The organism is Mycobacterium parmense, assembly GCF_010730575.1.
Classification (GTDB): domain Bacteria; phylum Actinomycetota; class Actinomycetes; order Mycobacteriales; family Mycobacteriaceae; genus Mycobacterium; species Mycobacterium parmense.
Map to the genome: position 1 here is coordinate 2,738,330 of NZ_AP022614.1, position 24,046 is coordinate 2,762,375.

21 protein-coding genes, 1 tRNA gene and 3 pseudogenes are annotated in these 24,046 nt (G+C 66.2%); 9 read left to right on the forward strand and 16 right to left on the reverse strand.

What is annotated here, in order from left to right:
- Window positions 1-2: 2 nt before the first annotated feature.
- The 3 genes from G6N48_RS12445 to G6N48_RS12455 all read right to left on the reverse strand — a co-directional run bounded on the left by G6N48_RS12445 (window position 3) and on the right by G6N48_RS12455 (window position 4,444).
- Window positions 3-2,546 carry a hypothetical protein gene (locus G6N48_RS12445; protein ID WP_085267878.1) on the reverse strand — a complete coding sequence of 848 codons (2,544 nt, stop codon included), beginning with the start codon at window positions 2,544-2,546 and terminating at the stop codon, window positions 3-5.
- Window positions 2,543-3,925: a flavin monoamine oxidase family protein gene (locus tag G6N48_RS12450; protein ID WP_085267877.1), complete on the reverse strand. Its 1,383-nt coding sequence runs from the start codon at window positions 3,923-3,925 to the stop codon at window positions 2,543-2,545. Before G6N48_RS12450 ends, G6N48_RS12445 begins: the two co-directional genes overlap by 4 nt.
- Window positions 3,926-4,177: 252 nt before the next feature.
- Entirely contained in the window at window positions 4,178-4,444 is a 267-nt protein-coding gene (locus G6N48_RS12455) for a hypothetical protein (RefSeq protein ID WP_085267876.1), read from the reverse strand.
- Between the two features lie 279 nt (window positions 4,445-4,723).
- Between G6N48_RS12455 and G6N48_RS28215 the strand changes: the two are divergent.
- Window positions 4,724-4,847: pseudogene (locus G6N48_RS28215) on the forward strand (DUF2510 domain-containing protein); the annotation flags it as partial.
- A 271-nt stretch (window positions 4,848-5,118) separates the two neighbouring features.
- Here G6N48_RS28215 and G6N48_RS28220 read toward each other — a convergent pair.
- Window positions 5,119-5,340, reverse strand: coding sequence for a hypothetical protein (locus G6N48_RS28220; protein ID WP_211282025.1), 222 nt, complete (start codon window positions 5,338-5,340; stop codon window positions 5,119-5,121).
- 157 nt (window positions 5,341-5,497) lie between these two features.
- Here G6N48_RS28220 and G6N48_RS28225 point away from each other — a divergent pair.
- Window positions 5,498-5,875 (forward strand): annotated as a pseudogene (locus G6N48_RS28225) (DUF4352 domain-containing protein); the annotation flags it as partial.
- On the opposite strand, the gene G6N48_RS12465 reads toward G6N48_RS28225, so the two are convergent.
- Entirely contained in the window at window positions 5,872-6,216 is a 345-nt protein-coding gene (locus G6N48_RS12465; RefSeq protein WP_085267875.1) for an antibiotic biosynthesis monooxygenase family protein, read from the reverse strand. The pseudogene G6N48_RS28225 and the gene G6N48_RS12465 sit on opposite strands and share 4 nt — an antisense overlap.
- 305 nt (window positions 6,217-6,521) lie before the next feature.
- Here G6N48_RS12465 and G6N48_RS28655 point away from each other — a divergent pair, with 305 nt between their 5' ends.
- Window positions 6,522-7,922, forward strand: a complete 1,401-nt coding sequence (locus G6N48_RS28655; RefSeq protein WP_085267874.1) for a PPE family protein, SVP subgroup — start codon at window positions 6,522-6,524, stop codon at window positions 7,920-7,922.
- Window positions 7,923-8,076: 154 nt separating this feature from the next.
- Here the strand turns inward: G6N48_RS28655 and G6N48_RS12475 are convergent, their stop codons facing one another.
- Window positions 8,077-9,162, reverse strand: a complete 1,086-nt coding sequence (locus G6N48_RS12475; RefSeq protein WP_085267873.1) for an SAM-dependent methyltransferase — start codon at window positions 9,160-9,162, stop codon at window positions 8,077-8,079.
- Between the two features lie 192 nt (window positions 9,163-9,354).
- On the opposite strand from G6N48_RS12475, the gene G6N48_RS12480 reads away from it, so the two are divergent.
- Window positions 9,355-10,107 carry a UbiA family prenyltransferase gene (locus G6N48_RS12480; protein ID WP_232066608.1) on the forward strand — a complete coding sequence of 251 codons (753 nt, stop codon included), beginning with the start codon at window positions 9,355-9,357 and terminating at the stop codon, window positions 10,105-10,107.
- Window positions 10,108-10,131: 24 nt separating this feature from the next.
- Here the strand turns inward: G6N48_RS12480 and G6N48_RS12485 are convergent, their stop codons facing one another.
- Complete coding sequence (locus tag G6N48_RS12485) at window positions 10,132-10,992, reverse strand: hypothetical protein (protein ID WP_139825639.1); 861 nt, start codon at window positions 10,990-10,992, stop codon at window positions 10,132-10,134.
- Window positions 10,993-11,857: 865 nt separating this feature from the next.
- Between G6N48_RS12485 and G6N48_RS12490 the strand changes: the two genes are divergently transcribed.
- A complete protein-coding gene (locus tag G6N48_RS12490) occupies window positions 11,858-12,385 on the forward strand; it encodes an ArsR/SmtB family transcription factor (RefSeq protein ID WP_085267871.1) in 528 nt (175 codons plus the stop codon).
- 117 nt (window positions 12,386-12,502) lie between these two features.
- On the opposite strand, the gene G6N48_RS12495 is transcribed toward G6N48_RS12490, so the two are convergent.
- The 4 genes from G6N48_RS12495 to csoR all read right to left on the reverse strand — a co-directional run bounded on the left by G6N48_RS12495 (window position 12,503) and on the right by csoR (window position 16,421).
- Entirely contained in the window at window positions 12,503-13,090 is a 588-nt protein-coding gene (locus G6N48_RS12495) for a hypothetical protein (protein ID WP_085267870.1), read from the reverse strand.
- Between the two features lie 231 nt (window positions 13,091-13,321).
- Entirely contained in the window at window positions 13,322-15,625 is a 2,304-nt protein-coding gene (locus tag G6N48_RS12500; RefSeq protein WP_139825664.1) for a heavy metal translocating P-type ATPase, read from the reverse strand.
- 62 nt (window positions 15,626-15,687) lie between these two features.
- Complete coding sequence (locus G6N48_RS12505; protein WP_085268060.1) at window positions 15,688-15,960, reverse strand: DUF1490 family protein; 273 nt, start codon at window positions 15,958-15,960, stop codon at window positions 15,688-15,690.
- A 101-nt stretch (window positions 15,961-16,061) separates the two neighbouring features.
- Window positions 16,062-16,421, reverse strand: a complete 360-nt coding sequence (gene csoR / locus G6N48_RS12510) for a copper-sensing transcriptional repressor CsoR (protein WP_085267868.1) — start codon at window positions 16,419-16,421, stop codon at window positions 16,062-16,064.
- 160 nt (window positions 16,422-16,581) lie between these two features.
- Here csoR and G6N48_RS12515 point away from each other — a divergent pair, with 160 nt between their 5' ends.
- On the forward strand, window positions 16,582-17,292 hold the full coding sequence (locus G6N48_RS12515; RefSeq protein WP_232066609.1) for a DUF2182 domain-containing protein: 711 nt from the start codon (window positions 16,582-16,584) through the stop codon (window positions 17,290-17,292).
- Between the two features lie 288 nt (window positions 17,293-17,580).
- Here the strand turns inward: G6N48_RS12515 and G6N48_RS28240 are convergent, their stop codons facing one another.
- The 4 genes from G6N48_RS28240 to pgm all read right to left on the reverse strand — a co-directional run bounded on the left by G6N48_RS28240 (window position 17,581) and on the right by pgm (window position 21,138).
- On the reverse strand, window positions 17,581-17,835 hold the full coding sequence (locus G6N48_RS28240) for a site-specific integrase (protein ID WP_232066610.1): 255 nt from the start codon (window positions 17,833-17,835) through the stop codon (window positions 17,581-17,583).
- 281 nt (window positions 17,836-18,116) lie between these two features.
- Window positions 18,117-18,192, reverse strand: a tRNA-Ala gene (locus G6N48_RS12525).
- Between the two features lie 73 nt (window positions 18,193-18,265).
- The gene (locus G6N48_RS12530; protein ID WP_372511314.1) at window positions 18,266-19,429 is read right to left on the reverse strand and encodes an MFS transporter; all 1,164 of its coding nucleotides are present in this window, start codon (window positions 19,427-19,429) and stop codon (window positions 18,266-18,268) included.
- Between the two features lie 65 nt (window positions 19,430-19,494).
- The gene (gene pgm, locus G6N48_RS12535) at window positions 19,495-21,138 is read right to left on the reverse strand and encodes a phosphoglucomutase (alpha-D-glucose-1,6-bisphosphate-dependent) (protein WP_085267865.1); all 1,644 of its coding nucleotides are present in this window, start codon (window positions 21,136-21,138) and stop codon (window positions 19,495-19,497) included.
- A gap of 140 nt (window positions 21,139-21,278) precedes the next feature.
- On the opposite strand from pgm, the gene crcB (G6N48_RS12540) reads away from it, so the two are divergent.
- The 3 genes and pseudogenes from crcB (G6N48_RS12540) (at window position 21,279) to G6N48_RS12550 (ending at window position 23,334) form a co-directional block, all read left to right on the forward strand.
- Window positions 21,279-21,674 carry a fluoride efflux transporter CrcB gene (gene crcB, locus G6N48_RS12540; RefSeq protein ID WP_085267864.1) on the forward strand — a complete coding sequence of 132 codons (396 nt, stop codon included), beginning with the start codon at window positions 21,279-21,281 and terminating at the stop codon, window positions 21,672-21,674.
- Window positions 21,671-22,045, forward strand: coding sequence for a fluoride efflux transporter CrcB (gene crcB, locus G6N48_RS12545; RefSeq protein WP_085267863.1), 375 nt, complete (start codon window positions 21,671-21,673; stop codon window positions 22,043-22,045). The genes crcB (G6N48_RS12540) and crcB (G6N48_RS12545) overlap by 4 nt, the downstream gene beginning before the upstream one ends.
- Before the next feature lie 36 nt (window positions 22,046-22,081).
- Window positions 22,082-23,334, forward strand: a pseudogene (locus tag G6N48_RS12550) (HNH endonuclease).
- On the opposite strand, the gene G6N48_RS12555 reads toward G6N48_RS12550, so the two are convergent.
- Window positions 23,331-24,038 carry a mycothiol-dependent nitroreductase Rv2466c family protein gene (locus G6N48_RS12555; RefSeq protein ID WP_085268058.1) on the reverse strand — a complete coding sequence of 236 codons (708 nt, stop codon included), beginning with the start codon at window positions 24,036-24,038 and terminating at the stop codon, window positions 23,331-23,333. The pseudogene G6N48_RS12550 and the gene G6N48_RS12555 overlap by 4 nt on opposite strands.
- Between the last annotated feature and the right edge of the window lie 8 nt (window positions 24,039-24,046).

A 24,046-nucleotide genomic window follows, 5' to 3' on the forward strand; every position in this document is an offset into this window, starting at 1 on the left:
CATCAGTCGCCATTGATGCTGCCGTCCTCCGCGAGCGTCCGGGATTTTCGAAGTCGCCTGTAGGTACGTCTCACCCAGTCGGGCCCACCGAAGAAGAAGAAAATGTAGCCTGCGAAAACGAGGAACAGGCCCAGCACCAGCCAGTCCTCCCATACTCCCTCGTGAAGCTCAATGAAGCCGAGGCTTTGGTGCATATGTGTTTCGTTGGCCAACGACAGGAATGCGGCAACTCCGAACAAGGTGAAAGCCGCGATGACACCCAACAAAAATTGGCGCCTGTCATCCGCGTTTCGACGAATTCGTTCTTCGAGCCAATCCGTCAGGCGTTCAGCAGCTTCAAGCTGGGCATCGAGCTCGCTCTGCAGCCTGTTCAGACCGCCCATCTCCAGAAGCTGATCGAGAAACCGCCGATGGGCCATCGTCGCGCACAGGTCTTCCGCCCTGATCTGCATCAGATGAAGGCGTACCCTTCGCTCAATTTGGCGCAGCGTATCTGCGGTATTTGTTATATCGGTGCGCACCTTTGTCATATTGATGTGCTTTCCCACCGCTTGAGCGCGCTTTCCCTTGGAATGATCAGGCGCAAGAGGATCCTCTTCTACGGCGTACTGCAGCCGCTTGTTCCACAGCCTCAGTAAAGGGGTCCACGAACTAACGAATTGGGCCGCCTCGACCCACGCGTCGCTTTGCCAGGAGGGGGCCGCAACGATCCCGAATACCGTCGTTTCTCCGGTATGAGCGCACCAGTCACCGGCAAGGCCCATCTCGGGTATGCCCTCGATCGGCAGCTTGAGATCTTGAGCTGATTTTTTGGGCAGTGGTGGGTATCGGACCCATTCCTCGAGGGTGGTCGCACCACGCTGGATCGACCTGAGCAGGATCTTGCCGCCGACAGCGCCGTCCAAGACGTGTGCGATCTTCTCCGGTTCGCGACCCAGCGGCTTGTCGGTCCGGACGACGACCACCTCGTGGAGATGCCCGCGCTCGAATTGGCGGGTCCGCGGGTCAGAATCAGTACCGCTTGGATCCGCGTCCGGCGGCGAAGTCTTGGCGCTTTCTCGGGAATGTCGCTTCGCCCGCCCGTCGCCGGCTCCGTGATTACTCGGGTCCAAGTACCAATACGCCAAGGCCGCAATGACATCCTGGCTGAACAAGTGCAGGTCGTCCCATGCCGCGTCGGCGTCCTCCGATGACGGCTCGGTGCCGCTGCCACGCCGTCGTAGGACGACCGTCTCGCCCAAGCTGAAAGGCGAGCCTGCCCGCACCGCGCGGTAGACCAGATGCGGAAGGGGGGCCGACAGCGGGGCGGGCTCAATGCACAGGCAATGGTTTCCGATTTCACTCAAATCAAGCCACACCCGGCAGTCCTGCAGATCGAAGCCACCGTCCACACCAGCCAGGTGGGGATCCCGGAAATTGCGGAAGCTAATGCTCTGAAGTTCCACCCGTACGCCCCCGTAGTGCCCCGGGCCCCGGGTGAAGAACTCGGTCGCGGTGAGCGGTTCGGGTTCCTTGGCGGAAATGCCCAGACACTTCAGCGCTTTGTCGAAGTCGTTCTTTACCAGCTGTTCCGGCCGGCGCGAGATCTCGTCATCTGGACCCAGCTCGCGTCCGACCGCGAACGGGTAGCAATATCGGATTTGCACACGCCTTGGAACAAAGACATCAGCACTTTCGGACTCGATGATCTCCAGGATCTCCGTCAGCAGCTGCTCCCACGGCTCGCTGCGCTCGAGGATCAAATCTCCGAGCGAGCGCCGAGCGCTGCGGAAGGCGCCGATGGCGTCGTTGACGCTGTTTAGCAATTCTCGTCGCCCCGGCGACGAGGGCAAGTTCGACGAGGCCGGACCCGGGCGGCCATCCGCCGAGCCGTGACGCGGAGCGACCGCCAGCCAGCGCTCAAATTCGATCAAAGCCTCGGCCGCGCAAGCGAGCGCCTTATAGAAAACATGGTTCTGATGCGCGGTACCGGCTATGTGATCTAGGTCCTCTTTTAGGCGCTTGGTCCTGTCGCTATCTGCCAAGCTTGGGGAGCCGAGGTCATTCAGTGCGGACTCGATGGTGGCCGTGCTCTCGACAGCCTTGGTCGCCGCTTGTTTGAGCCCCTCGGCGCTCGACAGGTTGATCTGCTTAAAGACGTCCGCATCCATGTTGATCAGACTCATGGCATCGCGCATCGCCAGCATCGCCCTGCGTTGCCATTCGTCGGCCGATTCGTGAGAGTCGACGAAGTCCTCTGCAACCTTTTGAACCACACGAAGAGTGTGATAGGCGAGTGACTCGTCCCAGAGTGCCCATGTCCTCAACCACAGGCATGTGAGTGCTTCGACTGGCGTCGATGAGTCGGACCAGTCCCGCAACTGGTGAATCAATGTCCTATGGCCGTCCTCGCGGATGGTTTTAAGGTCCCTCGTCCGGTGATACTCTCCCGGCCTGGGGTGCCACCCACCGCCGATAGCGTTTTCGCTGAATCTCTTGCAGAGGTCGTCAAGCGCCTCCCGCACATGGATTTCCAACTTTTCGGCTTGATGCACGCTCGTGGTCATCGACCGCAGCCTTCCTTGATCGCATCGGCTTCCAGCATTTCCCTTGAAACCCGGGCCCCCGACCGCAACGCCCCCTCCATATAGCCGTGCCATTCACTTGACGTTTCTGTTCCGCCCCAGTGAACGCGTGCGCACGGTGCGCGAAACGCGCTTCCGTAGGTTGTCCACGCGCCTAGGGGAAAGTGGGCTGCGTAGGCACCGCCCGTCCACTCCTCCGCGCCCCAGTCCTGGACCACGAGCCTGTCCGGTACGGCAGCATTCCGGCCGAAGAGATGGCCCAGTGATTCCAGAATTTTGCACTCTTGCCCGTGGGCATCCATAGCGCCAAGCCGGCGAGCCTCATCCGCGACCACCAGGCCCACCAGCACGCCGCGCCCGGTCCCGTCGTCCGGTGAGTTGTCATAGGTCAGTCCAACGACACCCTCGGCGGTCCACGCCTGACCGCTCAGACCCCGCTCCCGCCAGAACGGCCGCTGATAGACGGCGTGGAACTTCACCACACCGCCCATTCGAAGGCTGCGCAGCAGGCAAGCCCGGTCCTCGGGAAGGCTTGGCGTATAAGCAATTCGGCTGGCCGGCGGCGGCGGCACGCACACGGCCACCCGGCGGCAGCGCAACGTGTTGGTATCCGAATGTACGGTCACGCCGTCCGAATCTTGAGCGATGGACCGCACCGGATCGGCGAACCGAATCCGGTCGCCGACCCGCCCGGCAAGTCGCCGGGCCAACTCATGCGTCCCCTCGAGCAGTCGGAATGCCTCTGCGGTGGCAAGCTGCCGCGCCGCCCCGACCGACCGAAGGTCGAACAAGACGCCGAGCACCGACAACTCGGTGGGCTCGACCGCCAAATTCCCCCTGATGTTCATTCGGGCAAATTCACGCCCCAGCGGGCTGCGCAGATGCCGGCTTATCCAATCCTCGGCCGTGACTCGGTCCCATTGCCGCGCCTTCGACGCACGCCAGGGCTGATCCAGCGGCACGCGCTTGGACATCCACGCCACTCGCGCCCCGTTTGCAAACACCTCGGCCAGGGCGTGCCGCGGCATCGGAGGACGCGCGGCCCCGCCTTCTCTGATGTGACCCTCGATAGCCCAGATCGCGCGTCCTTGCGCGTCGGTCGGGACGAGGTGGAGCCCCAACTCCTCAACGAGCCGGAGCACCTCGGTCTGGCCGGGCCCGACCCACTGCGCGCCGAGGTCGAGCACCAGCGGCGCCGCCCCATGGTCCTTGCCCGGGGGCGCGGAGAGAACTCGCCCGCCGACCCGGTCCCGCGCTTCGAAAACCGTCACAGTCGCGCCGGCGGCGACGAGCGTTACGGCGGCGCGAAGGCCGGACAGCCCGGCGCCGACAACGGCGAAATCCGACCGGCTGTCCGCCATTCCGCTCACCCTGTGAATTTAAGCGCATCCGAGGCGGATTGTCCCCCCTCCCCGCGAGTAGGAGAACGTCGTCGATATGTACTTCGGCAAACTAGCGACCGCTCTGCAACCAGGCCCATGAACGATTCTGGACCAACTTCCAAATATTGCGGAAAGCTCGCCGCCCGCTGGTGGATGCTCGACGACTAGCCTGCCGGGATGCCCGCAAGACTCGACTCGTCTTCGACGCCGAAGCCGGCAGTCGTCCCCGAATTAGCGGCCGTCGTCGTAGGTCCGGACGATCCGGCGGACGGTCGTTCCGAAAAAATATTCCTTCACCCACGGCTTGCCGTCGGAAAGATCCATTGTGAGCTTCATCCGCGGCTCGCCGGCTTCGCCGTCGTCTTTGACCTTCGTTCGGTCGACTCGAAATACCTGCGGCGGCCCACCGGCGCCGGGGGTAGAGCGAGGGATCAACAGCATGAAACCGACTTGAACGTCTTCAATCGGAATTTCGACTGTCTCGTGCCGCCTCACCATGGCATGCATCGTAGTCTCGAGCGCCTTCGCGTGTGCTGTCCAATGATGTCCACTTATTGAGCTGTTGCCGTGTCGTCCGAACCACCTGGGTATGCACGCGATTGTTCATGCGGAACGCCGACGGGAAAGTGACTGCCGTGCCAAAAAGCGCGGAACGGCTGAATTAGCGCGATCCCGACACTGCACGCTCCCAGCACTCAAGGCGGTTTCGCTCAAGGCGCAGCAGCAAACGGTCTATTCAAGAACATCCGGACTCCGTTGAATCCGCTTTCGGCGTAACATCCGGGTGATATGACACGGCCGATCCCGGCGGGTTGGTACCCGGACCCCTCAGGTGCGCCGGGGATGCGGTATTGGGACGGTGCCGACTGGGCCGCACATGAGATCCCCTGGGCGACAGCGAACGCTTTCGACAGCGGGGCCCTGCAGCGTGTTCGACCAAAAGCGTCGAACGTGCGCGGCTTCGTTTCCGCTCATCCTGCGCTCACCACGTTCGGAACGTTGTTGATCGCCGTGACCGCGATCGCTGCAGGGTTGAAAGTGGTTCTGGCCGTTTCGCTTAGCGTCGCGATCGTCGCGGCGCCGGTCGTGCTGGTCGTGCGGTCCGTGCACCGCCGCCGGCTGGAGACGGCCGCGATCGCCGCGCGTGCCGAAGACCAACACGCCGCGCTGCTTCACGGTGATGAGCAATGGGGTGTGTTCGGCCAGAAGTCGCCAATGTCGTTGGAGGAGAACAGCGCTACGCTATCGTCGACGGCGGGAAGGCCCCGAACATGGATAATCGCCGGCTGCACCGCCGCCGCCGCGGTGATACTTTTCGCGGCTCTCGTCACCCATACTGAACCGAGCCACCGCTCGTCGGCGCCGACATCCGCGCCGGCGATCATCGGCGCCAAGCCCCCACCTGTCTCGCCACGCCATGGCGCGCCAGCGCCTGCGCCATTTGATCCGAGCCGGCTTATACCGCCGCTGCCCTTCCCTGAACTCTTCTCTCCCCCAACGACTGTCGCACCGGGGCCACCCACCGGCGTGCCGGCCGTAATTGGACAGCCGGCCGCAGACGGCCGGCTTCGCTTCGTGGTCAGCTCATTCGATCGATCCAAGACAACGGGCAACCCCGTCGTCCCGTTCATGCAGGCAACCGCCAAGGGCATATTCGTCAACGCCCACGTGACCGTCACCAACACCGATGCGCAACCAGCCGTGTTCTTCGCGGCCGAGCAGCGGTTCAGGGTCGACGGCATCGTCTACGACGTCGACGGCACGGCCTCCCTTTTCACGCTAACGACGGCGGTCGCCATCAGCCCGGGCGACAGCGTTCCGGTGACGTTGTCGTTCGACGTGCCCACGAGTACACCCAACGGAGGCACACTCGAACTCCACGATTCGTCGGCGTCCCGCGGTGTCAACGTCGCCTTGCCACCGAGCTAGACGACGGCCGCCCCGCCCAGGGTCTGCACGCGCCCGCCGGCCTGGGTGAAGTGATAGGCGCGGTGCATCTCGCTCACCGTAATCGAGTACTCGCTGAAGAATTCGGCGCGGCCACGGGCCTGGCCTTCCTGATGCTCCGGGTGGTTGCGCCAGGCGAGCAATTGTTCCTCCGTCTCGAATTCGACCAGCGTCAGCGTCTCGCCGTCCTCGGCGGCGAAGTCCTTGTAACTGACGAAACCGGGCATCGCGGAGCCCAGTTCGTACATGCGGGCACCGAGCGCCTCCAAGGCCGTCAGATCCGCGTCCGGCCGCAGCCGTGATCGAAACACCACGATGACCATCGCATCCTCCTGGGGCCATGCGATCGCTCAATGCCCTGACCGTAGCAGTCAGCACCGTCAACCGGTATGGCTAACTGGCCGTAAGTTTGCAACTTTCCTCGGCACCGGTATTGCACCCCAATGTTGCGCGGACGAGCGAATGCGGCAGAACTCATCGGCAGCCGATTCTCTCCGGCAAGATTTTTGCTCTGCCAGGCAGTTTTCGGTGCATCATTACCTTCGATGACTCCGCCACGCGGGTCACTTGCGCCTACCGAGGCCGGGGTCACCACCGCGAGTGCCCTTAGCCAGGAGGTTGCGCAGCAATGGATTTCGCGATATTTCCACCGGAAGTCAACTCGGGTCGGATGTACACGGGTCCGGGGTCAGGGCCGATGATGGCCGCCGCGGCGGCCTGGGACGGGCTGGCGGCCGAGCTGCGTTCGGCGGCGGCCTCGTACGGGTCGGTGATCTCGGGCCTGAGCGCCGGCCCCTGGCTGGGCCCCGCGTCGGCCTCGATGGCGGCCGCGGCCGGCCCCTTTGCGGCGTGGACGAGTGCCACCGCCGCGCAGGCCGAGCAAACGGCTGCCCAGGCCAGGGCGGCCGCGGCCGTCTACGAGGTGGCGTTCGCGGCGACGGTGCCACCGCCGCTGATCGCGGCCAACCGAGCTCAGCTGATGGCGTTGATCGCCACCAACATCTTCGGACAGAACACGCCGGCGATCATGGCCACCGAGGCCGAGTACGGCGAGATGTGGGCCCAGGACGTCGCCGCGATGTACGGCTATGCGGGCGTGTCCGCGTCGGCGGCGACGCTGACTCCTTTCACCCCACCGCCGCAGAGCATCAACACCGCCGGGTTGGGCGCCCAAGCCGCGGCGCTCGCCCGGGCCACCGCCACGTCGGTCACGGCCAACACACAGCTGCTGCTTTCGCAGTTCACCTCCGCTGTGCCCGCGGCACTGCAGGGGCTCGCCTCGCCCGTGTCCTCCACGCCGGCGGCAGGACTCGGGATCCTGCAGACCCTGGGCCTCGCAGGCCCGCTGAGCGGAATCACGGGACCCCTGCAGGCCCTCGGCATCACAACGCCAGCGAGCCTCTTGGAACCGGCCAGTACGGGTATCGCGTCCGCCGAGTTGACCACGGCGTCGGGGGCGTGGTCGTCGGCGTCCCAAGGCGACAAAGAGATCTTGGACAACGGGGACAAAATTGCCGACGACACCCAGAAGATTACCGGCCTCGAGGATCGAATAATCAGCAAGTTGAGCCAGTCGGGCTTGGGGGGCCCGGCCGCCCCGGCAGCGAGCCTGGGTCAGGCATCCTCCGTCGGGGCGCTGTCGGTGCCGTCGGGCTGGACCGCGGCGGCGCCGGAGATGAGACTTTCCGCAGTGACGCTGCCGGACACCGCCATCGAAGCCGCCCCGGAGGCCTTCGCCGCGATGCCGGGAAGCAGCATGTTCGGCCAGATGGTCCTGGCGAGCATGGCCGGCCGGGCAATGACGGGCGCATTGAGCCCGGGTGGGCGTGAGCGCATCAGGGCAACCACCGGAAAATGCCCGCCGTCCACGCCACCGCCGCCCACATCGCCGGGCGAATCCCGCCCGGGAATCGCCGTCGAGATCCGCGAATTCACCGAACTGTTGAGCAAACTCGGTGCGCTGCGCGACTCGGGGCTGCTGACCCACGAGGAGTTCGACTTGCAGAAGCAACGCCTTCTGGCCCGCTAGGACCCAAGCCACTCAACGAGGCCAACGGCGTGCGTGCTCTCGTCGAGGGTTGCCGTCCCGGGAGCCTCGGCTTCCTCTGCGCTGCAACATGTTTCGTCGACCAACCGGCGGAGCCGCTCAGCGACCCCGCACAGCTGAACACATTGCCGTTCATCTACCCCTTCGAGCTGCCTTTCTCCGAGCCGCGACCCGGAGGAGCCGGGGTCCGGCTGACCACGTACAGGGCCTGCCCCGGGATCCGCAGGATGGGTATCCGCCGCGGCGACCCGAACCCGGCCTCGCGCAGCCAGTCGTGCAACCGCGCCGGGGTGTGCACCTGGGACCCGGAGCTGAGGTAGACGAACAGCCCCAGGAAGTTCGCCTGGGCCGCCGCGCGGCGGCTCGGCTCGGCGAACGCGTCCATCACGGCCAGCAGCCCGCCGGGCGCCAGCGCCTCGCGGATCCTGCCGAAGAGGCGGACGGTCTGGTCGGCGGTCAGGTGGTGGAGGAGGTTGAAGCACAGCACCGCGTCGTACCCGCTGCCCAGGTCGTCGGTCGTCGCGTCCCCGTCGCGGTGCACCACCCGGCCGGCCATGCCGGCCCCGGCGATGATCTCGCGGCCTATCGCCGCGCTGCCCGGCAGGTCGAGCACCGTCGCGGTCAGCCCCGGATGGCGGCGGCACAGCTGCGCCGAATACCAGCCGTGGCCGCCGCCGATATCCAACAGGGATCGCGAATCCTTGGGCAGCCGAAGCTTTTTGGCCACCTCGTCGGCGCTGAGCCGGGCGAGTTCCAGCTGCCCGCAGACGTACCGCCGCCAGTACGGGTCGCCGGCGGCGGCCTCGTGGTGCTTGACGGGTTGTCCGCTGCGGGTGACCTCGTCGAGCCTCGACCACCAGTCCCAGTAGTCGGCGGTGCCGGCCACGAACTGGGCGACCGACAGCGTGGACTCGGGGTCCAGCCAGCGCCGCGACGAGCGGCTGAGCCGGTAACGCCCGGCCCGCGACGTCACATGGCCGCCCGACCGCAGGCAGTCGAGCAGGAGCCGGGTCGGCACCGGATCCAGACCGAGGTCGGCGGCGAGATCCTCGGGCGTCGACGGCTGCCGCGCCAGGCGGGCGGTGATGCCGGTACGCACCGCGGCGACGAGGATTCCCGACAGGGCCGTCCCGCCCCAGGCCTCGGCCGCTGCGGTGGGAACGAGGCCGGCCCGCAGCGCGAGCCACTCGGCGGGGTTGGCGCCCGTCAGGGAAAGCCTCATATCGAACAGCCCTCCTTTTACATTTCCGGACTCATTACGATTTCACTCGTTCACAGCTTCTGCCGCAGCGGGGGCAGACGTGACGGAAAGCCGACAACCACGGTCCACACGCGAAAGACGCTGTCGGTCCTGAGCCACGCGCGAGCGCTCATCGTCGCCGGCCATGCGGGGCCGTCGATTGCGATCGCGGCCTTGACCACACTGCTCGCGGCGCAGGCGACAGCCCAGGGCGTGTGGCTCACGGCGCTCGCGATGTTGTTCGGCCAGCTCTCAATCGGCTGGTCCAACGATGCCATGGACGGCGCCCGCGACGCCGCGGCGGGCCGGACGGACAAGCCGGTCGCCACCGGTGCCATCGGCGCGCGGGCGGTGTGGCTCGCCGCCGTTGCCGGGCTCCTGGCCGCGCTGGCGACGGCGCTGGCCATCGGCGTGCTGACGGCGGTCATCCTGGCGGTGATCGTGGGCGCGGGGTGGGCCTACAACCTCGGCCTGAAGTCGACGCCGGCGTCCGGCCTGATGTTCATCCTCGGGTTCGGCCCGATCCCCGCCTACGCGACGAGCACGTTGCCGGCTCACCCCGTGCCGACGTGGTACGCGACCGCGGCCGCGGCCCTGGTCGGCCTCGGTGGCCACTTCGCCAACGTCCTGCCGGATCTGGCCGTCGACCGCGCCACCGGCGTCAACGGGCTGCCGCAGCAGGTGGCCGCCCGCTGGGGCGCCAGGGCAGTGCGGGTAGTCGCGCTGGTGTTGCTGCTGTCGGCGTCCGTGTTGCTGTTACTCGCATCGAGCCGGGTGTGGGTCGCGGCGGCCGGGCTGGGCGCGGCCGTCGTCCTCACGGTCGTCGGAGCACTGGGCACCGGCCGGGTGCCGTTCGCGGCGGCCTTCGGCATCGCCGCCGTCGACGTCGTGGTGTTGGCCGCGGGCGGGTATGCGCAGGGAGGCTAGATGAGTGACCCGCAGTGCGGGCCCTTATTTGTATTTCTCGAACCAGGGATTGCCTAACCCTCGGTTCAATACATCTTCGATGTACGCGTCAGCCTCGTCGAATGAGCCGAAATGTTTCTCCACTTCGCCTAGGATCGCTTGTCGGTCCTCTTCTTTGGTCGCACTTGCAGATCGCACCGAGTCGAATGCGTCGAAGAAGTTGTTGACTATGACCCGCTTATCCGTGCGATAGCCAGGCGCGGCGCAAAACTGAATGTCAGCGCTCGTCTTCGCCGCGCAGAGCAACTCCCAAAGACACCAAGTCCTGTCGAACAGCGGTTCGGTAGTAACAGGGAATGCGATCGCACCGATCGATTCGATCACCGTGTACATGTCTGGGGCGACCTGAATGTCGGAGTGCTGGTTGTAGCAGCAGATGTCAAGCCAGACGAACTCTTCCTTCACACCGGCAACGCCGCTTCCAATCGCATTCAGCATTCCGAAAGGCTCCTGCCCAGACCCCTCCAGGTACAAGTAAGAACTCCACGAATGAGACACGAACCTGCCAGGAAGACCACGAGCATCGTCAGGCACCAATGCATAAAGTGGGCCGCGGACCGGAGCCGTCTTGTGCAGAATCCAATTAGCCATGAAGTCGCGCGTCGTGAAGCGAACCTCCTCGGGGACCGGCCGCCACGGTGGCACTTCATCGTCGTAAAAACTAGCTCGTTTTTGGAATTCCGATCGTTGTCGCTCATACTCGATCCCCTCGCGGTGCGCGCTGTTTGCGTCCCACAAGAGCGAGCGGACCAGTTCGATGAGCCAAGACAGGCGGACTCCCCGCTCATACAGCGGGACGGATGCCTCGTCCCACACCGTGCCATCGACAGGACGGAGCAGGCTCACGGATATGCGGGGTGCTCAGGCGCCACGCGCGCGCCTATTCATATTCACAATTAATGACCTTAATGTTCCGCAGCTCCGTGTACATGATCTGTGCCACTCGTGCGCACCTTGCTGTTCACGATGGGTGTGCCGGACAACCGTGCAGCGGACCGTGCGAACTGCCGTGGCGAAATATGGCCCTGCCACATCGACCCGGTTACTTTCCCGCAGTCTTTGACGTGGCTTGCACACCTGATGCTTTCAGGCCGCGGGACGCGCGTGAGTTCCGTCAAGAAGACATCGGCTGCCTGACCAAGCCCGTGCGTCCGAAGGACTGGATCGCCACTATCCGCAGCCGCTAAGCCTTCCTTACTCACCTCGACGCCGACGAGCAGCGCTGGGCCCAATGCAACGAGCGAGACCTTCACGAGGTGGAGACGGCACTCGCGTCTTTTACAGCGCACACCTGAGATCGCGAATCACGAAGCAGAAGAACAACTTCCGACGAAATGACCAGCCACGGACGAGTCCGAACCGGGGCGAAATATCGAGTCGCCTGTCGAACCTGCGACCTCTGGGTTATGAGCTCGCACCGAGGGTTTTCGGCGTTCGCTGAGTATCAAAAGCGCAGGTCAGCCCGAGTCAAGGGTCTCATTCGGTGCGCGCTGTCGCACTGATTCGAGCCAGTTCCGCGGTGTTTAGTTACCAAATCTGTTCCCTATCTTGCGGTCATGGGCGTTGTCCACCCTCTGCGCCCCGCCGGCCATCACCCACCCGCCAATGCTTTGCGATATGGACCCCGATTCAGCAAGACCACACGATCTGCTGAGCGCCCGAGGCTTTAGGACCGATAACTCCACTCACCGTAGGGCGATAACATCCCCGAATGGGAGTAGATCTGCCTGCCGGCTCCACGGAATTGCAGCGGGTAGAGCTGGCCCTCGCGGCTGCGCTATTCCGGTCTTTGGGTGATCCATCCCGGCTCGCCATCGTGCAGCACCTGAGCGCCGGGCCAGCGCGGGTAACCGACATGGTCGAAGCCGTCGGGCTGGCGCGATCGACTGTGTCCACACACCTTGGGTGCCTCAAAGACTGCGGTCTGGGGGATTCCGACCCGATCGGCTGTGCCTCGTTGTTTCGGCTCACCCACGTCGCCGCCGAATCCGCCCACCACCTGCTCGGCGAGCACCGAGCCCGGACCACGCTGATCGGGATCGTGCTGACCGCCCTGGCGCTGGTACTGATGCCGCTGCTGGGCTACAGCAAACACAGGCTCGCCGCCCGACTAAGCCCGGCGGCCACCGCCGGGGAGGGCACCCCAAAACTATTTGTGCGCGCCCCAGTCCGCCGCGGTCCCGATCGGCCTGGCGACCGGCGCCGGCTGGCCCGGTGGGTGGGTGGCTCGACCCGGTGACGGGTCTCGGAGTTGGCGCCGTCGCCGCGTGGGAAGGCGTCGAATCCTGGCGCGGTGAGGACTGCTGCTGACCCAGCGTCCCGACGCAGACGCGCGCAAGCCCTTAACGACGGGCGGCTACGGCGAACCGCCGGGTCGCATCATGCCGCCGCGTCCCCCCATGCACCCGGGCCCCATCGCGCCGCCCATCATGCCTCGCATCATGGCGGGCATTCCGTCTTGGACGAATCCGGTCACCTCGGCGGCATGAGCACGGATGGCGTCGGTTATCGCGGGATCAGCAGACGTTTCCTCCGCGATGACGCCTGTCGGAGTCAGGGTCAACTGGCGCCGGTAGCCGCCGGCACTGCGGAATAGCGTCGGCAGGCTTCGGCTCATACACATGACTTCGGTTCCCTGATCTAGATGCGAGTACATGCTCGACACATGCGCGTGCAGTTGCGCCGCCAAATCGGGCGAGCCTGACTGAGTGGTGGTGCGCACCCCGCCGGGGATTTCCTCAACGGTGCGTGTGATTTCGGTGTGACGGTTGAACATGTCCATGTAGAGACTCATGTCCGCCGGACTGGCCCCCATCATGCCGCCGTCTGCAAGGCGGATTCGCAGCGCGGGGAAGCCAACGAAGCGAGCTGCATATGCGGCGGCCCCCGCGGCCACGCTCGCACCGAGCGCCGCTAATACCGCCCGCCGAGTGAAGTTGCCCATGTGATGACCTCCCGAACATTTCGATTTAGTCGCAAAACCTTCACGGCAAACGTGTTTGGCGCGACTACAGCCATCGACGGTGATATTCGTCGTGATCCGTTCCCCAATAGGGGTACATCGCAAGTACATTGACAGACGACTGGCACGAACCCAGCCGTTTCCGATGTACCACCCGTCGGTCCGTCATCTTGCTAGCCACTACGTCGCATGATCCGTTACCCGTCTACCTGCTTAGCGGCCAAATCGGCGGAGCCGTAGCGAGTTTGACACCACGCTGACCGAGGAGAATCCCATCGCGGCGCCGGCCACCACCGGGTTCAGCATGCCGAGCGCGGCAAGGGGGATCGCGGCGGTGTTATAGCCGAAGGCCCAGCCGAGGTTCTGGTAGATCGTGCGCAGGGTCTGCCGCGAGAGCCCGATCGCGGACACGACACCGTCGAGCCGGTCGGACATCAGTGTGATGTCGGAGGCTTCGATGGCCACGTCGGTACCTGTGCCGATCGCGATGCCCAAATTGGCCTGCACCAGTGCCGGGGCGTCGTTGACGCCGTCGCCGACCATGGCGACCACCTTGCCCTCGTCTTGGAGCCGGCGAACCTCGGTGACCTTGTCCTCTGGCAACACCTCGGCCAGCACTCGGTCGATGCCGACCTGCTTGGCGATAGCGTTCGCCGTGCGGGCGTTGTCGCCGGTGATCATCGCGACCTGCAGCCCCATGGCATGGAGTCGTCGGACCACGTCGACGGCGTCGTCCTTGATCGTGTCGGCCACCGCGAGCACACCGACAACCTGGCCGTCTTGGCCCACGAACACCGCGGTGCGGCCCTGCTCTTCGAGCTCGGCGGCCGCCGCAGCTAGATGGTCGGGCAGCTGCAGATTCTGTTCCTCGACCAGCTTGCGCCGCCCCACGACGACCGGCTTGCCGTCGACCTCGGCCCGCACTCCGTGCCCCGCGATATTGGTGAATGCCGTGGCGTCCGGTATCTCTAGCGCGCGTTCACGCGCACCGGCGACGATCGCCGCCCCGATGGGATGTTCGGAGCCTGCCTCGACCGCGGCGGCGATCCGCAGCACCAGATCGGGCTGGCGCCGCTTACCGGGTACCACATCAGTGACGCGCATTTGGGCACGCGTGAGGGTGCCGGTCTTGTCGAACACCACCGTGTCGATCTTCTTCGACGCTTCCAGGACGTCGCCGCCTTTGACCAGGATCCCGAGGTCGGCGCCGCGGCCTGTGCCGACCATAATCGCGGTGGGAGTGGCCAGGCCCAGTGCACACGGGCAAGCGATGATCAGCACCGCGACCGCCGCGGTCATACCCGCGACCGGGTTGGCGGCCAGCAGCGTCCACCCCGCAAACGTCGCGATAGCAACGCCGATGACGGCCGGGACAAAAACCGACGAGACTCGATCGGCCAGTCGCTGCACCGGGGCCTTGCCGCCCTGCGCCTGCTCGACCAGGCGCACAATGTGTGCCAGCGCGGTGTCCGCGCCGACCGCAGTGGCGCGCACAGTCAGCAGCCCGTCAGTGTTGACCGTCGCCCCGGCAACGTGGTCACCCACTGTTTTCTCGACCGGGACGGACTCTCCGGTGAGCATGGACTCGTCGACCGCCGCGCGGCCGTCGACGACCTCGCCGTCGACCGGGATCTTCTCCCCCGGGCGCACCCGCACCAGATCTCCGACTCGGACCTGTTCGATGGGCACGAGGAGCTCCGCGCCGTCGACGAGCAACGTGGCTTCCTTGGCGCCCATCTCCAGCAGCTTGCTGATGGCCTCGCGTGCCTTGCCCTGGGCTCGGGCCTCGAAATAATGGCCCAGCACCACGAACGCGATGATCAGCGCCGAGGTGTCGAAGAACAACGGGCCCCCGGCGAACAATTGATAGGTGGAGTAGATGAACGCGGTCAGCGTGCCCAGCGCGACCAGCGTGTCCATGTTCGAACTCGACATCCGCGCCTGCTGTACCGCTCCCTTGAGGAACGGCCACCCGGCCACGAATTGCACCGGCACCGTCGCCACGAAGGCAAGCCACCCGGCCCACGGATAGGCGCCGAGAAACATTGTCGACGCCATCGCCACCAGCCCTAACGGGAAGGCCAACCACACCCGCCGCAGCCACTTGCGCCGCTCGCGCCTGCTCTGCTCGTCGGGCGACAAACCGCTCGCGGTGACCGGTCCCGACCCGCAGCCGCCGCAACTTTCCAGCTCGGGCAGACGGTCCTGCGCGCGATTGCGAAGCCCAAACAGCGCCAGCCCGAACCCGCTGACAATCCTGCGCGCCCCACCGGTCCTGGACAGATTAGCCGAGTGCGGCGCCCGCGCGGGCACCAACTCCGTCGCGATGTGCTCGGCTTCGGCCACCGCCGACAGCACAGCCGCGACATCGCGCTGTTCGGGCGAATACCAGATCACCACCGATGCCGTTCGCGGATAGGCTTGCACGGCCTGCACACCGGCAACCTTGCCGACCGCCTCCTCGATCGCGACGGCACGAACCGCATCGACACGAAACCCGGTGACGTGCACCCGCATCCGCCCCGACGCGTTGGATACAACTTTCAGCACGTCGTCGGCACGGCTCAGAACACCGGTGGTCATTTCTCGTCGCCCGACCCCGCCACCGATGCAACGTCCTCTCTGGCGCGCTCCCTCGCCTCAGCCATCACGTCGGCCACCGTCAACCGGGCCTGCTCAGCGCTCTCCCCGGCCTTACGCTCGGCCTCGCGAGCGACCCGTATGCCCCAGGCGGTGGCGATGACCGTGGCCTTGCGCCACGGAGCTTTGATCAAAGCCCCATAGGCCGCGGCCCCCACCACGCCGGTTACCACCGTTGGCATCGCCTTGGCCACAAATGCATGCAACACCATCGTCTTTGACACTCCGTTCGTATCGTTGGTTCGTATCGTTGCCCCGTGAGCGGTGACATGTCTTAGCTATCGGCCAGCATCGAGAATCTGGTGCTCGCTGGTCATCCCGGACTTCCGGCCGTCACCGGCTCCTTCTCAATAGGTTCGCCGACCGCGGCACCGGCCAGTCGTGCCTCCGGACCGGTCAGCGCCGGCGTGAACTTGACGGCATCGATCAGCTCCTCAATCGCCGCTTGCCCACGACCATCCAGCACCGCCGAGGAAAAGCACGTCTCCAAGTGGTTGTGCAACATGACCCGGTTCGACCGCTCCAGTGAGGACTGAACCGCCGAGATCTGCTTCATCACGTCCACGCAGTACGCGTCGGACTCCACCATCCGGATGATCCCGTCGAGGTGACCCCGAACCGTCTTGAGCCGATTCAGCGCCGCGCGCTTCTTCGCCGTCAATTCCTCGCTCATTACTCGCTCCAAACTCGCACCGACGCGGACCTCGGCCAGCATACCCCACCCCACCTCGGGTGGGGTAGCGTGGCGTCGTCATCGTATGTAGGGCACCGACGGAAGGAACCGCTAAGTGAACAACAGCCAGGGACATGGGCGATCGCGAACCGACGTCTGGTTGCCGGCGGCCCTGCTGGGTGTGGCAGGTCTGGGCTGGTGGTGGTCAGTGGTCAGCGCCAAGGCCATGCGAGGCGACGGAATGTCGATGGACACTCAGTCCACAATGTCGTTGGCCGCGTTCCTCATCGCGTGGGCCGCCATGATGGCGGCGATGATGCTCCCCACGGTCCTGCCCGTCGTTCGCCGGTACGCCCACGCCGCCGCCGGCAACGCCGTTCCGGCGATCATCTTCACCGCCGGATACCTGGCATTGTGGAGCGCGGTGGGCATTCCCGCCTATCTGGCGTCGAGCCGCTTCGACCCGCTAGTCCACACATGCCCTTGGGTCGGCCGGTTCGCTGGCGCAGTGGCGGTGGTCGCGGGGCTCCATCAGCTCACGCCGATAAAGGTGATGTGTCTGCGGCAGTGCCGCCGGTCGATGTCCTTGTCCCACGGGCCGGTCGACCACCCGGACGGCGCGGCACGCGCATTTCTCGCCGGAAGCCGCTATGGGATCTATTGTCTCGGTTCCTGTTGGATGCTGATGATACTGCTGATCGCCTTCGGCACAATGCAATTGGCGTGGATGCTGGCACTCTCGGTTGTGATCTGGCTGGAAAAGACAACCCCGTTCGGCGATCAGCTGAGACACCTGACGGCGGCCATTCTCGTAGTGCTTGGTGTCGCGCTACTGGTGCACCCAGCGTTCGTCATCCACCTCATCTCGTGAGGAAGGTAGCGATCGGAGGACGGTGTGTGGCTTCAGCGGCGACCCTTAGCACACCGAACTCGGCAATCTCCCAGTCCTACGTTGCCGCACTCGGAACGGCATGAAAATGGCCCGCGGAGAAGTCTCCGGGGGCCATTTCCGCTGGTAGGCGGTTCCGCTGGTAGCGGGGACAGTGTCTGATTCCAGGACATAGTTGGCAGCTGTCTCGCGACATAGTTGACACCTCTGCAAGGCTTCTTGCCCAGTTCGGCCCTGGCCACCGCGGGTGCCCACTCTCCGTGAGAAGCCTTATGCCCGTACATAATCACCGGCACGGTTGCGGAACAGCCAATCACCGCTGCAGTCCAGCTTGTCGAGCACGCTGCCGGCAACATTGATCGTGCGCACCGAATTATTCGACTTCGGCGGCCCGAGCTTCACGCCGCCGTCGACGACCTTCCAGGCACGCACGATGCGCACTGTTCCTTGATCGAGATCGACATCGCCGGGCCGCAGTGCGGTCGCCTTGCTCCAGCGGGCGCCCGAGGCCACCAGGAACTCCACGAACGGGCGCCAGTACCCCGTCACCGCGTTTAGGAGTGTCGCGAACTCCGCCTCAGTGAGGAAGACCGTTTCCCTTCGCTGCCAGCGCGGCAACCGAAGTCCACGGCACGGATTGGTGCCCAGGTGCCCTGCAGCCACCGCAGCGTTCAACGCGCCGGAAAGCAAGCGTTGTTTTGCCGTCCTTACGGGTACGCAGCCGGAGGGTCGCCATGCACAATACGCCCGATGTTGACGGGAGTGTTGACGAGAAATCTACGCAAGCCATCTGAGCTGCGGTTTCCTGGTGGAGCTAAGGGGACTCGAACCCCTGACCCCCACACTGCCAGTGTGGTGCGCTACCAGCTGCGCCATAGCCCCGCGTCGTGCTCATCGAAGTTACACCACTGCGAACACGCGTTCAAAGTCGCTGCTCAGCCCGTTCTGCGCCCGGCTACGAGGTCGACAGCGCCGCTTCCGGCCGTGTTTCGGGCGCCAGCACCCAGCCGACGGCGGCGACCAGCAGAACCACCCCGCTGATCCCGAAGCCCCAGGCGAAGCTCAGCCGCTCGGCGACCCAGCCGACCATCACCGAACCGACGATGGCGCCCAGATCGGTCACCATCTGCACCGCCGCCACCGGAATGCCGGCGCGTGCCTCACTGCCCAGGATGTCGGCGACCGCGGCCTGCAGCGGAGACATGAAGATGCCCGTCGTCGCGCCGGACACGGCCGCCACCGCCATGAACGCCGGCAGCGACGACGCCGCCCCCAGCAAGGCGGTCGCCACGCCGGAGGCCGCCAGGCCGACGATCAACAACGTGCGCCGCCCCATCCGGTCCGACAGGTATCCGCTGGGGACGACGGCCAGGGCGTTGCCGGCCGCGAACGCCGCGAGCGCCACCGCGATGACGCCGATGCTTTCGCCCATGACATCGGAGAGAAACAGCGGCACCAGCGCGATGCGCAGCCCGAACGCCGCCCAGCCGGTCGCGAAATTGGACAACAGCGCCGACCAGTACGCGCGCGACCGCAGGGCCTGCCGCATCGTCACCGTCGACCGCGTCGGCGGCGGGGGCGCGGCCAGCTCCGAATGCCGCAAGCCGTAGAACAGCACCACCGACACCCCCAGCATCGCGACGCCGTAGACGATGAACGGCGCGGTCAGCCCCCAACCCGCCGTCAGACCGCCGATCGCAGGCCCACCGACCGCGCCCACCATGAACGACGTGGTGAACAGCCCCGCGATCCGGCCGCGCGCGTCGGCCGGGCTGATGTGGATCATCAGCCCCAGCGCCGAGACGTAGAACATCGTCGACCCGATGCCGCTGACGGCGCGAAAGACCAGCAGCTGCCAGTAGGCCTGCGAATACGCGCATGCGATGGTCGACAACGCCACGATCAGCAAACCGCCGATATAAATCCGCCGCTCGCCCAGCCGCTGCACCAGCGCGCCGCTCACCGGCGCGAAACACAACCGGCTCAACGAAAAGACGGTGACCACGAAAGTCACCGCCTTGATGCTGACCCCGAACGTCCGGGCAAAAGCGGGCATCGCCGGCGAAATGACACCGTAGCCCAGCGCGACCATGACATTTGCCCAGCTGAGGATCCACACCTCGCGCGGTAACCGAACGGATCGGGATTCACGAACCCCCGGGCGGGGACGCCGCAGCGAAATGGTCACCCGATGACTTTATTGACCACCTCGCGCGCCGCTTCCTGCACCTCGCCAAGATGCTCGGGCCCGTTGAAGGATTCGGCGTAGATCTTGTACACATCCTCGGTGCCCGAGGGCCGGGCGGCAAACCACGCGTTGGCCGTCGTCACCTTGAGCCCACCCAGCGGCGCGCCGTTGCCCGGCGCCGCGGTCAGCTTCGCGGTGATCGGCTCCCCCGCCAACTCGGTCGCGGTGACCTGCTCGGCTGACAGCTTGGACAGCCGGGCCTTCTGGTCGCGGTCGGCCGGCGCGTCCACGCGGGCGTAAAACGGGGTGCCGTACTCGGCGGTCAGCTCCCGGTAGCGCTGCGACGGGCTCAGACCGGTGACGGCCAGGATCTCGGAGGCCAGCAGCGCCAGGATGATGCCGTCCTTGTCGGTGGTCCACACCGAGCCGTCGCGGCGCAGGAACGACGCCCCCGCCGACTCCTCGCCGCCGAAGCCGATGGTGCCGCCGATCAGTCCGTCGACGAACCACTTGAAACCGACCGGCACCTCGACCAGCTTGCGGCCGATGCCGGCCACCACCCGGTCGATGATCGACGAGCTGACCGCGGTCTTGCCCACGGCGATCCCGTCGGGCCACGACGGCCGGTGGGTGTAGAGGTAGTCGATGGCCGCCGCGAGGTAGTGGTTCGGATTCATCAGGCCCGCATCGGGAGTGACGATGCCGTGGCGGTCGGAGTCCGCGTCGTTGCCCGTGGCGATCTGGTAGGAGCCCGGGTTGGCGGCCACAACGGCGAGGAGCCCGGCCATCGCGTCGGGTGAGCTGCAGTCCATCCGGATCTTGCCGTCGTGGTCGAGCGTCATGAACCGCCATGTCGCGTCGACCAGCGGATTGACGACGGTCAGTTCGAGGTTGTGCCGCTCGGCGATGGCGGCCCAGTAGTCCACGCTGGCCCCGCCGAGCGGGTCGGCGCCGATCCGGATCTCGGCCTTGCGGATGACGTCGACGTCCACCACGTTGGGGAGGTCGTCGACGTAGGCGTCCAGGTAGTCGTGGCGCTGGGCGCCGCGCAGTGCGCGGGCCAGCGGAACTCGCTTGACGGCCTCGCCGCTGAGCAGAATCTCGTTGGCGCGGTTGGCGATTGCGTTGGTGGCATCGGTGTCGGCGGGGCCGCCGTTGGGCGGGTTGTACTTGAAACCGCCGTCGTAGGGCGGGTTGTGCGACGGCGTCACCACGATCCCGTCGGCCAGCGCTTCGGTGCGGCCGCGGTTGTAGCCGAGGATGGCGTGGCTGATCGCCGGCGTGGGCGTGTAGCGGTCAGCCGAGTCGATCATGGCGACGACGTCGTTGGCGGCCAGCACTTCCAGGGCCGACCCCCACGCCGGTTCCGAAAGCCCATGCGTGTCGCGGCCGATGAACAGCGGCCCCGTCGTGCCGTGGGCGGCGCGGTACTCGACGATCGCCTGGGTGATGGCCACGATGTGGGCCTCGTTGAACGCGCCGGTCAGCGCCGAGCCGCGGTGGCCCGACGTGCCGAACACCACCTGCTGGACGGGGTCGTTCGGATCAGGCTGAATCGAATAGTAGGCCGTCACCAGGTGAGGCAGGTCGACTAGATCTTCGGGCTGGGCCGGCTGACCGGCGCGCGGGTGGGCCACCATGGCTGTCAATTCTGCCTGTAGACCGAACGTCTGACGTCTCGAGCACGGTTGCGACTTCTCAGGTACTTCCTGGATTCATCCGCTGGTAAGCCTCACCCTTAGGCTGCTAGCGACCGCCCGCACATCGGAGGGAATGACGCGTGGCACTTGACTACCGCGAACTGGCGGCGATTTTCGCCGGTGGTGCGCTCGGCACCTCGTGCCGCGTCGCGCTCGACGCGGCCGTGGTCCGCGACCCGCACCACTGGCCGTTGCCGACGTTCGTGGCCAACATCGTCGGCGCGTTCCTGGTCGGGTACTTCACCACCCGGTTGCTGGAGCGGTTGCCGCTGTCGAGCTATCGGCGGCCGCTGCTCGGCACCGGATTCTGCGGCGGGCTGACCACGTTCTCGAGCATGCAGGTCGAGAACGTCAAGATGCTCGAACACGGCCACTGGCTCCTGGCGATTTCCTACACCTCGACCAGCATCGTGCTGGGCCTGCTCGCGGTGCACCTGGGCACCGTCGTGGTCCGCCGGGCGCGGGTGCGCGAATGACGGCCACGACGATCCTGGTCTGGCTCGGTGTCCCGCTTCTCGGCGGCGTGGGCTCGGTGCTCCGCTTCCTGGTCGACCGCGAGGTGATTCGTCGCGCCACCCGGCCGCTTCCGTTGGGCACACTGGCCGTGAACGTCAGCGGGGCCGCGCTGCTCGGCTTTTTCGGCGGCCTGGTCCTCAGCAAGGAGGCGGCCCTGCTTGCCGGCACCGCCTTCGTGGGCGCCTACACCACTTTCTCCACCTGGATGCTGGAAACGCAGCGACTCGGCGAGGAGCGCCAGCTGCGCGCGGCGCTCGCCAACATCGTCGTGAGCGTCGCGCTGGGCACGACCGCGGCGCTCGTCGGGCAGCGGATCGGGGCCCACATCTAGCCAGGCTTGTCGGTGGCCCTCGCTACCATCGAACCTATGTTCGAAACTTTGTCGACGGTCGATCCGCTTGCCGGTGAATCCGCACTGGTCGAGCGCATCGCCGAGCTGGAGAGGATCAAGTCCGCCGCGGCCGCCGGCCAGGCGAGGGCGACGGCCCATCTGTACGCGTCCCGCCTCCGGACAGAAGCGGCCGCGGGCGTGGGGTGGCCACCGAGGTGGCGCTCGCGCGGCGGGACGCACCCGTGCGGGGCGGTCGCCATCTCGGTTTCGCCAAGGCATTGGTGCACGAGATGCCACACACGCTCGCGGCGCTGGCGTCGGGGGCGCTGTCCGAGTGGCGCGCCACCCTGATCGTGCGCGAGAGCGCATGCCTGGACGTCGAGGACCGCCGGACGCTGGATGCCGAGCTGTGTGCCGATCCGGACCGTCTGGAGGGAATGGGTGACGCGCGGGTGGCGGCGGCGGCCAAGGCCATCGCCTACCGCCTCGACCCGCACTCTGTCGTCGAGCGCGCAGCCAAGGCGGAAGAGGAGCGCACGGTGACCATTCGGCCGGCACCCGACACCATGACCTACCTGACGGCGTTGTTGCCGATGGCACAAGGGGTTTCGGTCTATGCGGCGCTGCGCCGCGAGGCCGACACGCGGTTCGATGGCCGCTCACGCGGCCAAGTCATGGCCGACACCTTGGTGGAGCGGGTCACCGGGCGCGCCGCGGCCGTTCCCACTCCGGTCGCGGTGAACCTGGTCCTCACGGACGAGACGCTGCTCGGTGGCGACAACGCGCCTGCCGATGTCGGGGGCTACGGTCCGATCCCGGCGGCCGTCGCGCGCGGACTGGTCTTCGGCGCGGCCAGCGACAAGGAGTCGCGCGCGACGCTGCGCAGGCTCTACGCGCATCCGCGGTCCGGGGCGCTGGTGGCCATGGAGTCACGTTCCAGACTTTTCCCGCGCGGCCTGGCCGCGTTCATCGAACTGCGCGATCAACGCTGCCGCACCCCCTATTGCGACGCGCCGATCCGGCACCGCGACCATGCCCGGCCGTGGGCCGAAGGGGGCAGCACCACCGCGGCCAACGGGCACGGGTCATGCGAGGGCTGCAACTACGCCAAGGAGGCCCGCGGCTGGAGCGTCAGCACGGAAGTCGACGAAAATGGTTCGCACACAGCGCGATTCATCACACCGACCGGCAAGGGCTACCGGTCGGCCGCTCCGCCGCGTGCGCCGACGATCGACGTGCGTGAGCTCGAGGTGCGGATCGGCGTCGCGATCGCGCGACATGCCGCTTAGATCGGCGAACCACCTTGGCCCGCGAGCCTTTCCACGTCGATGACTTCGCCGCGGTTGATGCTCACCCAGTCGCGGCCGTCCAGGTAAGGGCGCAGGCTTCGGCCGATGAGCTCGGCGTCGGCCGGCGCCTTGGGCCGCTGGAGTTCATACACGTGGGGCAGCTCGGCCATGCCGCTCACCACGCTCCACAGCTTCAGCGCGTCTGGCCCGGTCGGCGGGTCGACCAGGACGGGCCCGAACAGGCACTGCCCCGACAGGAAGAGCGTCGGCACACCGAATCCCCCGGCGTCGACGACGCGCTGGTGGTCGGCGCGGACGTCGTCGTGGGTGGTCGCGTCGGCCAGCGCCGCGTCCAAAACCGCCTCGTCGACGCCGATCTCGCCCAGCAGCCGCCGCGCCACCGCGGGATCGTGCGGCTTGCCGCCCAGCGTGTGCAGTTCGCGTCCGGTGGCCGCGTACCAGGCGTCCAGCTGCGACATGCCGGTGCGGCGCAGCAGCGCACCGATGCGCATCAACGACCAGCCGTAGGACCACTCCCGCTCCCACGGGTGCTTCTTGCCCTCTCCGCGGTTGATCTCCTCGAGGCTGAAGAAGCGCCAGTTGACCGTGATGCCCAGTTGCTCGCGGACGTCGCGGATCCACAACGAGGTCTGGTATGCGAAGGGGCACATCGGATCGAAGTGGAAGTCCACGGTGACGCTCATCGCCACTC